Source organism: uncultured Thiodictyon sp. (assembly GCA_903837595.1).
Lineage (GTDB): Bacteria > Pseudomonadota > Gammaproteobacteria > Chromatiales > Chromatiaceae > Thiodictyon.
Window position 1 is genome coordinate 22,323 of record CAILVI010000103.1, and the last position, 12,395, is coordinate 34,717.

Below are 12,395 nucleotides of genomic sequence, written 5' to 3' on the forward strand. Positions count from 1 at the left end.
GGATGCGCACTCAGATCCCGATCTTTTCCAGCCAGTCGCGCAGGTCGTCCGGACCCTCGGTGACATAGTTGGCACCTGCTTCTGTGGCCAGTTCGCGGACCTGAGCGGCCTTCTTCCTGGTGTAGATGACCATGGGCACGTCGGAGCCCCGGTCGCGAATTTTGCGGGCAAGCTCCATGCCGGCGCGCTTGTTCAGCACCTCGCCCTCCGCCCGGGCCAGGTCCGAAATGACCACATGGACCCGTACGCGATCCAGCAGGGCCAGGGCATGGGCGGTCGAGTAGGCTCGCAGCACCGGGGCACCACGGGCGGCCAGCCATTCGTAGAGGCGCAGATCCGCCTGCGGGTCGTCGTTGACGGCCAGGACCAGGCGGCGGGTCTCGGGGAACGCCTGGCTCATGACCGTGCGGATCAAGCCAGTGGCACTAGGCTGCGGGTTGTCGATCAGATCGAGCAGGGCCTGCTCGTCCGCGCTGCGGATCAAGTCGGCGATCTTCTCCAGCGGCCAGTGGTCTCGTGCCAGTTCGCGTACCACTATCAGCTCCAAGAGTTGGCGGTAGCCGAAGCCACCGGTTTCCCCCGACTCCCGCTCCGGGGGGCTCAGGACACGCTTCTGGACGTAGAAGCGCACCAGACGTTCGTTGAGCTTGGGCTCGTCGAGGCCGAGGGACAGGAAGTGGGCGGCGGCCTTCTCTGCGAGCTCCGCACCGGTTCCGCGCCAATTCGTGTTGAAGATGGACATGGGATGTGACGCTTCGATATCAGTGACAGCTGACCGAATCATAGCATCTTTTACTGTTAGCGACAGCGATTGATGTCATCTTGACAGGCCAATGTCCGATCGACCGTCGCGACGTCGCCCGGGGGGGCTCGTCAATAGCCGTCGCGACCTGACGCAAGAGGTCGTAGGCGGGCTGGCACGGTTGACATCGCCCCCGGTGCGGCCCAGATTCCCGCGTCACTCTCCTACACTGGACCCCGCCCGATGGAACTACTGGAACAGATCGCCACCCGCTTCGCCGCCCTGGCCCCCGCCTGCGACTATTGGACCCTGCGCCTGGTCGCCGAGTCGTCCGACCACCTGGAGGTCCGCCAGGGCGTGGTGGAGCCCAGCGCACTGGGTGAGTCCCTGGGGGCCATGATCACGGTGGTGGCTGGGGGCGGGGTCGGCTACGGCGCGACCAGCGACCTGAGTGCGACCGGCCTGCGGGCGGCGGCCGATCAGGCGCTGGGGTGGGCGGCGGCCCACGCCCTCCTGGGGCTCTTCGACGCGGCCATCTATCCGCGCAGCGACCTGCGGGCGCAGTTTCGCGCCCCGGTCCTGGAACCCTGGGAATCGATGGGCCTCACCGACAAGCTCGATCTGCTCCAGGACGCCAATGAGGCACTGGCCATCGACGAGCGCATCGTCGACTGGTCCGCCTGGCTCGCCTGGCATCAGGTCCGGCAGCTGCTGGTGACGAGTGCCGGCGGGCGGGTCGCCCAGGTCTGGGACTATGTGAGCCCGGGGCTGGCGGCAGTCGCCAACGCCGGCAGCCAGACCCAGCACCGCCACGGCGGCGGGGCGGACTGGGCGCAGCAGGGTGGGCTGGAGCGCATCGCCGCGGTCGGCCTGCTGGCGGATGCGCGGCGGGTCGCTGAGGAGGCCATCGCGTTGCTCACTGCTCCCGAGTGCCCGTCCGACACCCGTGACCTGATCCTGACCCCCGGGCAGATGGTCTTGCAGATCCACGAGAGCATCGGCCACCCACTGGAGCTGGACCGCATCCTGGGCGATGAGCGCAACTATGCCGGTACCAGCTTCGTGACCCCAGAGATGTTCGGTAACTATCGCTATGGCTCGCAGCACCTCAACGTCACCTTTGACCCCGACGTCCCCGGTGAGTTGGTGAGCGGCGCGGCGGACGACGATGGCACCCCCATGCGGCGCGAGTACCTGATCCGCAACGGACTGCTGGAGCGGCCGCTGGGCGGGCGCCTGTCGCAGGCCCGCAGCGGTCTCACCGGGACGGCCAACGCCCGCGCCTGTGGCTGGGACCGCCCGCCCATCGACCGCATGGCCAATCTGAACCTGGAGCCGGGGGAGGGGAGTCTGGACGACCTGATCGCGCGGGTGGAGCGGGGCGTATTGATGGACACCAACCGCTCCTGGTCGATCGACGACAGCCGCAACAAGTTCCAGTTCGGCTGCGAGTTGGGGCGGCTGATCGTGGACGGGACGCTCGCGGGGCTGGTGCGCAACCCGGGTTACCGCGGGCTCTCGGCGGATTTCTGGCGCAGCCTCGACGGGGTCGGCGGACCGGCGACCCTGGAGGTGCGCGGGGTGCAGAACTGCGGTAAGGGCGAGCCCAATCAATCGGTCTATGTGGGGCACGCCACCCCGCCCGGCCTGTTCCGTGACGTGGCGGTCTTTGGGGGCGCGGAATGAATCAGGATGCCTTCTACGGACTCGCCGCGCGGCTCTTCGAACAACTCACCGGCGATGAGCATCTGTTCTGTAGCCTGGGGGGCGAGTCATCCGACTTCGTGCGACTCAATCACAACCGTATCCGGCAGGCCGGCGCGGTGCGCGCCGCCGCGCTGGGGCTCAACCTGATCGACGGTGAACGCCAGGCGGAGGCGTCCTGCGATCTCAGCGGCGACCCGGAGGCCGACCTGGCCCGCGCCCGGCAGCTGCTCGGCAGGTTGCGCGAGCGCATCGTCCATGTGCCGGAGGACCCCTATCTCAACTATTGCCTGGAGGCATCCACCAGCGAGCGGCTGGTGGGTGAGGACCCGCCGGACGCGCGCGCCGCGGTGTCCGAGCTCATCAGCGCCGCCACCGGCCTGGATCTCGTCGGCATCTGGGCGAGCGGTGAGATCGCCGAGGGCCTGGCCAGCTCCATCGGCCACCGTCATTGGCACCGTAGCCGCAGCTTCAACCTGGACTTCAGTGGCTATCTGGAGGCGGACAAGGCGGTGAAGGCAAGTTATAGCGGGCTCAATTGGGAGTCTGCCGTCCTGGCGCGCAAACTCGATGAGTTGCGCCAGGGACTGGAGGTGATGGCGCGGCCCGCGCGGGTCATCGCACCGGGTTCTTATCGGGCCTATCTGGCCCCGTCCGCGGTGGCTGAGTTGATGAATATGCTGGCCTGGGGCGGGTTCGATCTGAAGAGTCACCGTACCCGTCAGACCCCCTTGCTCAAGCTGGTCCTGGGCGAGCGCGTATTCGACCCGCGGGTGACCATCCGCGAGGAGCAGGACCGGGGGCTGGCCGCCGGTTTCACCGGCGATGGCTTCATCAAGCCGGATCGGGTCACGCTGATCGAGGCTGGGCGTTTCGGCCGCTGCCTGGTCGATGCCCGGGACGCCAAGGAATACGGTGAGCCGGTGAATGCCGCGGGTGGGTCGCCGGAGTCGGTGGGGCTCGATCCGGGCGAGTTGCCGGCGGCCGAGGTCCTGGCCCGGCTCGACACCGGCTTGTGGATCGGCAACCTCTGGTACTGCAACTGGTCGGACCCCAACGACTGCCGCGTCACCGGCATGACCCGCTTTGGCACCTGGTGGGTGGAGCAAGGGGTGATTGCCGCCCCGGTCAAGGTCATGCGCTTCGATGACAGCCTTTACTACCTGCTCGGCGACCGCCTGGAGGGCTTGACCTACGAGCGGGAACTGCTGATGGACGCTGGGACCTATGAGGGGCGCAGCACCGAGAGTGCACTCTTGCCGGGGGTGTTGGTGTCGGGGATCGAATTGGCGTTATGATCCGCCCGGGCCAGCCGTCAACGCGACGGCCGGCCGCGACCGTCTCGGCGAGTGTGAATGCGAGACAGCACGACATCAGGGTCATAAGGAGGTTCGCGTGTCCCCGTATCGCATCATGCTCGCCGCCGTCCCGGTACTCGTGTTGGGTGCCCAGTCAGGCTTCGGGTCAGGCCTCGGGTCAGGCTTCGGATTAGGTTTTGGGTCTGGCTTCAGGTCGAGCGTCGCGTCGAGTCAGTTTCCGGAGCTCGACGGCGACTTCGCCGGGGTCTGTCAAACCGCGTATGAGCGCTCGCATGAGCGCAATGTGGAGGCGGTACCGCCGCCCTTGCCGGAGTTCGATCCACCCATCTCGGGGGCCAAGGAGGGGTCCGGTCTGGTCTACGAGGAATACAATAAGATCCAGACCAACGGGTGGCTCTACCACGACAGCGTCCTGTGGGTGACGCCCCGGCCGCGCGGCAACGTCCACAAGCTGCCGCTCGATGTGTGGTATGCCCCCGACCTGGGGCGCAAGTACCTGCACTGGGAGTATCACGAGTCCGACTACAAATATTGGGTCTCGGGCGTTACCCCCCCCTTGCCGCGGACGATTCCGGCCGCGGCGCGGATCATCGCAGGTCTGGAGTTCGGCGCGGCCTTCGGTCGGTCCGGCAGTTGGCCCCAGATCGGCTATCTGGGACCCAGTGCCTATGTGCGGTTGACGGGGCTCGATACCGTGTTCGGGAGCAGCCTGCGTTTGACCGGTTACAACATCGGGTTCGTCGAGTCCAAGCCGCGTGTCACCCAGGTCTATGTCCGGGCGCTCCCCTATGCCCGGTTGGCGCTGCTGGGGGTGATCGAGAACGCCCCCTATACCGCCTGTTTTCAGATGGTCGTGACCCCGGATCTCAGCACCCGTGCCCAGACGACGCTGCGCTTCTATCCCCGCACGCGGTACCAGGGGTCGCCGCACGCCATGGTCGCTCCGCTCGCCATCAGCAGCATGTTCTGGAAGGATGAGATGCATGCCACGGACATCGGCACCGACGAGGCCCACGATGCCGATCACCTGGCCGTCTGCGGCCAGCCCTCGGTCCCGCTCCGGGACGTCGTCCCCGACACCCTGCTGCGCCGGCACCCGAACTTTCGCGAGGTCGGCCCTGCCGCCTGTTTCGGGCTGGTGCAACTGGATCGCAATCCCGCTCACTATAAGAGGTACGTCGCGGCCAATTATGCCCGGCGCGTGAGCTTCTGGGTCGACGACGTGCAATCGGACCTGCCCTACGCCATCAAGCTCATGGCCTACGGGACCAACTACGAGGGGGAGGACAACGTCGTTGCCTATGCCGAGTTCCAGCGCGACCTGCCGGTCCCCCGCTCGGCCGCGGACGGCGCCACCTTCCGCTATACCCTGACCGCCTCGGACCTGCCGCCGCCGCAGCCGGGTCCGCGGGTCGTGGTGGGCGAGACCGGCCCGGGCGACCGGGTCGGGCAGGCGCTCGCCATGAGCGGGGAGACCCTGGCGGTGGGTGCGCCGGCCATCAAGGGTCGGCCGGGCTCGGTGTATCTGTTCAAGCGCACGCCGTTCGGGTTGATCGCGCAGCGGCAACTCACCCCGCACGACGGCGTGGCCGGCGACCAGTTCGGGATGGCCCTGGCCATGGAGGGCGATCGGCTGGTGGTGGCGGCGCGCGGCGCTGTCTATGTCTTCGTGCGGCGCGGGCTGGATTGGGCGGAGCAGGCCAGGCTCTCGGTACCCAACGGCGATAGCGTCTCGCCCCTTGGGTATGCGGTGGCCACGGCGGGCGACCGGATCGCGGTCGGGGTCCCGGGTGATGACGGCGGCGCGGGTGGGCCCATGACCGACTATGGCATCGTCTATGTGTTCCGGCGCGAAGGAGAGACCTGGCCCCGGGAGGAGATCCTGCGGGCGGCCGACCGGGAGGCCTGGGACCATTTCGGCGCCGCGCTCGCGCTCGACGGTAACCGGCTGGCTATCGGCGCCCCGGGCGACGATTATCCCAACGCCTGGGAGCAAGGGTCGGTCTACCTGTTCGAGCGGACCGCGACCGGCTGGGCGCAGACGGCGAAGCTCACCGAGCCGGGCGGTTGGCAGGACTACGGGGCCGCGCTCGCCCTGTCCGGCAATCGACTCCTGGTGGGACAGCCCCGCGCCCGTGAGGACGGCGGGCGCACCGCCACGGGCGCCGTCTGTGCCTACACACTGCCGCCTCAAGGTGGTCCGCGGTCCCCGCGTGAGTGTTTCCGCCCGCTCGACGGGCGCCAGGGGGACGCGTTCGGTGCCGCCGTCAGCCTCAGGGGTAGCACCGCGGTCATTGGTGCCCCCGGGGCGCTGGCGGGCCATGGAGTCGCCTGGGTCTACCGCAACGCCAAGGGGAGTTGGCAGCGGGGTGCCAGGCTCACCGGCGTGGCGGGGGCCGCGGAGCAGTTCGGGACCGCGGTCGCGACCGACGGCGCCTCCTGGTCCATCGGTGCACCGCCGGTCGCCGGTCAGACCCGCACCGCGCGGGGTGCGGCCTATCTGTTCCCGGCGCTCGCTCGTTAGGGTCCGCTGCGCGGGCCAACGGATTCACCGAATAACCCTTTTTCGTGTTCCGCATCGCGCAAGGGGGATGCAAAGCGTGTCAGACCTGGGATACCCTAACCTCCGAGCCCAGTAAACACCACCAGAGGCCGCCATGACCGACATCGCCCCGCAGACTGACACCGCCCTCAAGGCCGATCCCGCCGCCGATCTGACCCAGCGCATCGGTAACCGCCTGCGTCAGGCGCGCCACGACCTGAAGCTGTCACTCAGTGAGTTGGCCGAGCGCACCGGCTGTTATTCCAAGTCGCGCATCAGTAACTATGAGCAAGGGCTGCGCCGCATGGGCCTGGAGGAGTCCATGGCTTTGGCCGCGGCCCTGGGTACCGTCAGCCCCACCTGGCTGCTGTGTCTGGACGACCACGCTCCGCTCGATCCCGTGGAGGCCGACCTGATCGCCCGCTACCGTGCCGCCGACGAGGCCGGTCAGGCGAGCCTGCGCGAACTCGCGCAGTCGCTGCCCGCGCTCAAGCCCAAGCGCGCCGCCAAGAAGGCATAGGGGCGGGGGCCGCGAGCGCCCGGTGCTCTGCCCCAGCGACTTTTCTCATCGCCGCACAGCGGATCTCTTTGCACCCCGGGCATCGCCGCCAGCTTCGTGGGCGAGGGTCAGGTCAGTGACGGGGGCGAGAGCGCCGGCCTGCCCGATCGGCTCCCGGGGCGGGGTGGAGGTGGCGCTGATCGTTCAAGCCATGATTGGCGAAATATCCGCAACCCCAGAGTCAGTAGGACGGGCTGGGTTTTCCGGTCTCTCGGCTGGTCGCCCTGCAGTGCCTGGCTACCGCGGTCGTGCCAGCGGCGGAGACCGGTTCCTGCGAGGGCAAGGGCAGCGACACGCAATGGCAGGTCCTGCGTACATCGCCGTATGCTTACCGCAGACCTTTACGCCAGCCGCCCGAAGGCAGGCATGCAATGCAGAAGAACCTGAACTCGACGATGCACGATTGGGTCATCGCCCCAGTGGTCCAAGTGTTCCCCTGCCAACCACCAGTCGGGCAAGTACCCTCTACTCCATGGGGGATGTAGCCGCTGTCGGCGGTGATGACGAACGACTTTGTTCCCCCGGGACTGACCGATTGCGGGGTATCGGGACTGACGCTCCCGCCCGCCCCAGCAACCGGTGTGACGGTCAGCGCGTTCCCGGTGCCGATGTCGTTGCAGCCCATGAACCAGCCCGAGTTGCTCGGCAATGTGGTCACCGGACAGCCGCAGTGCCCTTGGCCGTCATGGCCGAATTGCCAGCCGTCCCAGGATACCAGCACCTTGCCCGCAGTCGTGCTGGAGCCGCAAATGACCGTGCCCCGAGTGCCGGCAGAGATGCCGCTGGAACCCGCTGGGTTGTCGACCAGGGCGACGACCTGTTGGCCGACGGAGTAGCGACTGTCGCATTGGCAGGCGATCGGCTCGCTCGGACCGGTGTCGGAGAAGATGGCTGTCACGCTCTTGTCGGTGTTCATGACGACCGTGCATCCACCCAACCCGGAACAGGCGCCGCCCCAGCTACCGAAGGTCGAGCCCACCCCGGTTGTTGCGCGTAATGTGACCGAGGTCCCGGAGCTGAGGTTCATGTTGCAGGCAGTCCCACAGTCGATACCGGCCGGGTCGCTCGCGATCTGACCCGTCCCCGCGCCCAGACGCACGACGGTTAGTGTGTAGGAGCTGCCGCTGCCCGAGCTATACACGACCTGATCCAGCCAGCCCGCGTCGTTGCCTTGGCTGACACTGTAGTCTTTGGTGTAGGCCCACTTCAGGGTGTGCGACCCAGCCGCGATTCCCCAGCTCTGCGAATCCCAAGCGGTTTCCCCAGTGATATTGCTCTGCTCCACCCCGTCGATGTAGAACCGCAGATAGTCCCAGCCGCCCTCGGACGAGACCTTCCAATAGTAAGACAAGGTTCCGGGGCCGCTGACGGTCGTTTGCAGCCAGGTGGTCTGATTGTCCGAGATGCCGCCGCCTTGAGCCGCATCGGTCCCATCGTGCGAAATGACATGCTCCCCCAACCACGAGGCGTTGCCACCGGTCGTCCAATTCAGCCCGGGGGCGTCCACTGCATCGGCCAGTGAAACCGGGGTGTCGGAGACAAGAGTGACTTGGTCGACCCAGCCGGCATCGCTGCCGCTGCTGACGCTTTCGTCTTTGGTGTAGGCCCACCTGCTCGTGTGGTTGCCGGCCGGAATGGTCCAGACCTTTTGCTGCCAATCGACAGCGCCGCTGATGCTGCCCGTCTGCTCGACCCCGTCGATGTAGAATCTCAGATAGTCGTAAGTGGACTCGGACGAGACCTTCCAGTAGAACGAGAGAGTCGTCGGTCCGGTAACGGCCGTCTCCATCCAAGTGCTTTGCGAGTCCCCGACATCGCCGCTCTGTGCAGCGTCGGTCCCGTCGTGCGAGACGGGTGTTTGCCCGTACCACTGCGCGTCACCCCCGGCGACGAGGGTCAAAGAGGTGTTGTCGAGCGCCTCTTGCAGGCTCGCCGACCCAGCGGGACTGACCTCGCCGCACTCCGCATACCAGCCCGAATGGTCCGGTAACCCGCCGGTCGGACAACTGCAATACCCGTTGCCGGTGTGGCCGGACTGCCAGTTATCCCAGGAGATCAACAAGGGCGGCGACCCCGATGCGCCGCAGACGACCGTACCGTGGTCGCCCGCCGAGATACCGCTGGCCCCGCTGGGGCTATTCACGAGCGCGACCACCCGGTCGCCCACCGAATAATGGCCAGAGCATTGGCAATCGACCGGAATGCTGCCCCCTCCGGAGAAGGTCGCAGTGACGCTCCGGGACGCGCTCATGCTCAGGGTGCAGGTGCCGGTGCCCGTGCACGCGCCGCTCCAGCCACCGAACTGAGAGCCCGGAGACGCTTGGGCAGTGAGTGTCACGGAGGTACCCGCAGAGTAGTCTTGCGTGCAATCGTTGCCGCAGTCGATGCCGGCGGGAGCGCTCGCGACGGTGCCTGAGCCGCTACCGGCCTTGCTGACGGTCAAGGTATATTGCAGGCTGGTGCCGAAGACGACCTGATCGACCCAGCCGGCATCCGAGCCCAGGCTGACGCTGCCATCCTTGGTATAGGCCCACTTGAGCGTATGGTTGCCGGAGGCTATGTTCTGGACCACTTGCCGCCAGTCTACCTCGCCGCTGATGCTCCCGGTCTGCTCGACGCCGTCGATGTAGAACCTCAGGTAGTCGAAACTGGATTCGGACGAAACCTTCCAGTAGAAGGACAGGGCGCTCGGTCCGGTGACCGATGTCTGCATCCAGGTCGTGCCCGAGTCCGAAATGTTGCCGCTCTGCGCCGCGTCCGAGCCGTCGTGGGAAACGCTGGTCTGCCGAGCCCAGGATCCATCGCCTCCCGTGGTCCAGCTCAGGCTTGTGTTGTCGACCGCATCGGCGAGCGATCCGCTCGGTACGCCGTTGAATGTTGCGGTGACGCTGTGGTCGGCGCTCATGGCGAGCGTGCAGGCGCCGGTGCCCGAGCAGGCCCCGCTCCAGCCGGCGAAGGTGGAGCCGCCACTCGCCGCGGCGCTGAGTGTCACGGAGGTCGTTGCGTTGTAGCTCTCGACACAATCGCTGCCGCAGTCGATGCCGACGGGAGCGGACGAGACCGATCCCGATCCGGTGCCAGCGAGGGTCACGTTCAGGAGGTGCGCGTCGCCGACCGGCGCCACGTCGATCCAGGCTGCGCCTTGGCCGACCCGGGAGTTGGCTCCGGTCTGGTCGTAACGGATGCGCATGTACCCATGCTCGCCCCAATTGGTACCCCAACTGTTGCGCAATATCCAGCTCTGGGTGCTGTCATCCCACCCGACCAGCACAATCTCGTGGTTAACGCCGCCGCCGCATACGTTCCCGGAACCGGCATAAACGCTGCCGCTGTAAGAATACCAGCCATTATCCACGCAGACCGCGGAGCTTACCGCTCCATGGGTCATGATCGCGTCCTTGATCTGGTCGACGGTCGGCATGGTGAATTCCGACCCGGTGATAAACCGCCACGCCGAGGCGCGGTAGGGATGGTCATATGCCGTGGTGCAGGCGCTGTCAGTCGCCGTGTACGGCTTCGCGGATTCGAGCACCGCCCCTATCGTCGACTGGCTGCGTCCCAGCGTATCGTAGTGGTACTTGCTCGCATTCCACCCGCCGTCGGCGCAGCTCCAACGGTCGAGATTGCATGAAACCAGAAACTGCTCGGAGAGGTCGACCGACGAGGTGCCCGCTCTTGCGAGGGCGACCTCCATGATGCCCACAGTGCCGAAGGCCCAGCAGCTTCCGCACGAGCCCTGATCGCGAACGGCAGGCACGATGCCGGCGGTTCGGGAATCGTAGGACGCGGGATATCCCAGACGGCCTGCCTTGTTGGTGGACGGGATATTTGGCTGCGGCTTGTCGTTAGTGGAAAAGGGGCGGGCGACCGGAGGCTTGACCGGGGTCGGATCGGTGAGATCGACGACATTACCCATCGCCTCGACCCCCGTCACCGACATCGTCATCAGGGCGGGCGCCGAGGTCGCCTTCTCGAACGGCCTGCGGTAGATCAAATGGACAGTCGCCGGACCTTCGCCGGTCGCGCGGAGTTTGAACGTCTGAATCCCTGGGCTCCCGACGCCTTGCCGGCGCATGGACCATGCCTCGTCCCCCTGCTTGCGGTAGCGCGAATCGCCTTCGTCCAGCATCCAGATGTATCCGGTGGTCATGCGAGACTGGAGTCGTACCGTGAGGTTATCGGCTGCGGACTTCACGTTGATGACCAGGTCGGTGGGCTGACCCAGGAAATTCAGCGACTCGGCAGCCGGGCTGCGAAAGAGCGTGTCGCGCAGCTGCGACATATCTTGGTCGCCGGAAAGCTGGACCGTGCCGTTCGCCGACTCCAACCCGACCCCGCTCTGGTTCAAGGAGGCGCGGAGTCCCGACAGCCCATCGGTCGCGCCAAGCAATCGGTTCCCCTGTGGTGTGCCCTTGAGGTCGAGCGTCCACTGGATTTGCGCCGGCGCCGCCGGCGCCTGCATCGGGGTGACTAGCGCAGCGGAGAAAGCGAGCAAGCACGCAAGAAAAGTTCCAAACGATCGTTTCATGGCGACCCTCTCGGATTCACGAGCCAACGCGTTCTTGGCACACATCGCAGACCAAGTTCGTAACGCAGGACAATAGTGTATCGAATATCCGTCGCCGGGTACGGCGCCAGACCCGGGCGCGCCAGCGACCACCGGTGCCGGGAAACGCTTGCCTGGCCATCGTCGCACGCGCGCCTACCGCCCCTGAGATCCTCTCGGCACCCGCCAGGACGTCCCGTTGCCACCCCTGGTCAGCGCAAACCCACCCGGCAACGGCCAACGCCAGCGCCCACCGGCGCCACCCGATGTCAGCCGGCAACAGGGTTATGCTTCAGGGCTGCGCACAAGTCCAACAGCACAAGCCCAAAGGCTTGCGTCTAGCCCGTCTGCCGTGGTAGCCTTCCGCTTCTTTTTCGGGCACCCAGGTGTTGCCGGTCCCGGCCATTTTTTTTCTTTTAGGATCTCTGCCATGTCTCGGGTATGTCAGGTCACCGGTAAGGGACCAATGAGCGGCCATCGTGTGTCGCACGCCAACAACAAGACCAATCGCCGTTTCTTACCTAACCTGCATTATCATAGGTATTGGGTGGAGAGCGAGAACCGGTGGGTGCGTCTGCGTCTCACCGCCAGCGGGATGCGTCTGATCGACAAGCAGGGTATCGATGTGGTCATCCGTGACCTGCGTGCTCGCGGTCAACAGGTTTAAGGGGAAAGGTCCATGGCCAAGGCAGCACGCGAGAAGATCCGGCTCAATTCCAGCGCCGGTACCGGTCACTTCTACACGACCACCAAGAACAAGCGCAATCAGCCGGGTAAGATGGAGATCAAGAAGTTCGATCCCGTCGCCCGAGCGCATGTGATGTATAAAGAAGGGAAGATCAAATAGAAAAAAGCCCGCGGTAGCGGGCTTTTTTTTGCCTAATCATTAAGGCCCTGAGTGCCCAGCACTGCTGGCCGTCGTAGGAGCGGCCCCCCGGCCGCGACGGGTTACTGCGAGGTGCGGTGGCCGCAATTGTGATGAA

The 12,395-nt window shown here is 66.1% G+C and carries 8 protein-coding genes; 6 read left to right on the forward strand and 2 right to left on the reverse strand.

Annotation, left to right across the window (positions count from 1 at the left end):
* Positions 1-10 precede the first annotated feature (10 nt).
* Positions 11-742: a response regulator gene (locus tag QZY44_RS05865; protein WP_295443570.1), complete on the reverse strand. Its 732-nt coding sequence runs from the start codon at positions 740-742 to the stop codon at positions 11-13.
* Between the two features lie 243 nt (positions 743-985).
* On the opposite strand from QZY44_RS05865, the gene QZY44_RS05870 reads away from it, so the two are divergent.
* From QZY44_RS05870 to QZY44_RS05885, 4 genes are all read left to right on the forward strand, one after another.
* Positions 986-2,428 (forward strand): TldD/PmbA family protein, encoded by a 1,443-nt coding sequence (locus QZY44_RS05870; protein ID WP_295443574.1) that lies wholly within the window; start codon positions 986-988, stop codon positions 2,426-2,428.
* Complete coding sequence (locus QZY44_RS05875; protein ID WP_295443577.1) at positions 2,425-3,744, forward strand: metallopeptidase TldD-related protein; 1,320 nt, start codon at positions 2,425-2,427, stop codon at positions 3,742-3,744. The genes QZY44_RS05870 and QZY44_RS05875 overlap by 4 nt, the downstream gene beginning before the upstream one ends.
* 97 nt (positions 3,745-3,841) lie before the next feature.
* Positions 3,842-6,289: a glucan biosynthesis protein gene (locus tag QZY44_RS05880; protein ID WP_295443579.1), complete on the forward strand. Its 2,448-nt coding sequence runs from the start codon at positions 3,842-3,844 to the stop codon at positions 6,287-6,289.
* 133 nt (positions 6,290-6,422) lie between these two features.
* On the forward strand, positions 6,423-6,827 hold the full coding sequence (locus QZY44_RS05885; RefSeq protein ID WP_295443582.1) for a helix-turn-helix transcriptional regulator: 405 nt from the start codon (positions 6,423-6,425) through the stop codon (positions 6,825-6,827).
* A 367-nt stretch (positions 6,828-7,194) separates the two neighbouring features.
* Here the strand turns inward: QZY44_RS05885 and QZY44_RS05890 are convergent, their stop codons facing one another.
* A complete protein-coding gene (locus QZY44_RS05890; protein WP_295443585.1) occupies positions 7,195-11,328 on the reverse strand; it encodes a C1 family peptidase in 4,134 nt (1,377 codons plus the stop codon).
* A gap of 514 nt (positions 11,329-11,842) precedes the next feature.
* Between QZY44_RS05890 and rpmB the strand changes: the two genes are divergently transcribed.
* Together rpmB and rpmG are read left to right on the forward strand one after the other, a co-directional pair.
* Positions 11,843-12,079: a 50S ribosomal protein L28 gene (rpmB, locus tag QZY44_RS05895; RefSeq protein WP_295390046.1), complete on the forward strand. Its 237-nt coding sequence runs from the start codon at positions 11,843-11,845 to the stop codon at positions 12,077-12,079.
* Positions 12,080-12,091: 12 nt separating this feature from the next.
* Positions 12,092-12,259 (forward strand): 50S ribosomal protein L33, encoded by a 168-nt coding sequence (rpmG, locus tag QZY44_RS05900; RefSeq protein ID WP_295443588.1) that lies wholly within the window; start codon positions 12,092-12,094, stop codon positions 12,257-12,259.
* Positions 12,260-12,395: the final 136 nt, after the last annotated feature.

Excerpts from the sequence above, each read along its gene's own strand:
- QZY44_RS05885 (WP_295443582.1), top strand. The coding sequence starts at position 6,423 with ATGACCGACATCGCCCCGCAGACTGACACCGCCCTCAAGGCCGATCCC.
- rpmB (WP_295390046.1), top strand. The coding sequence starts at position 11,843 with ATGTCTCGGGTATGTCAGGTCACCGGTAAGGGACCAATGAGCGGCCAT.
- QZY44_RS05890 (WP_295443585.1), bottom strand. The coding sequence starts at position 11,328 with ATGCAGGCGCCGGCGGCGCCGGCGCAAATCCAGTGGACGCTCGACCTC.
- QZY44_RS05865 (WP_295443570.1), bottom strand. The coding sequence starts at position 742 with ATGTCCATCTTCAACACGAATTGGCGCGGAACCGGTGCGGAGCTCGCA.
- QZY44_RS05870 (WP_295443574.1), top strand. The coding sequence starts at position 986 with ATGGAACTACTGGAACAGATCGCCACCCGCTTCGCCGCCCTGGCCCCC.
- rpmG (WP_295443588.1), top strand. The coding sequence starts at position 12,092 with ATGGCCAAGGCAGCACGCGAGAAGATCCGGCTCAATTCCAGCGCCGGT.
- QZY44_RS05875 (WP_295443577.1), top strand. The coding sequence starts at position 2,425 with ATGAATCAGGATGCCTTCTACGGACTCGCCGCGCGGCTCTTCGAACAA.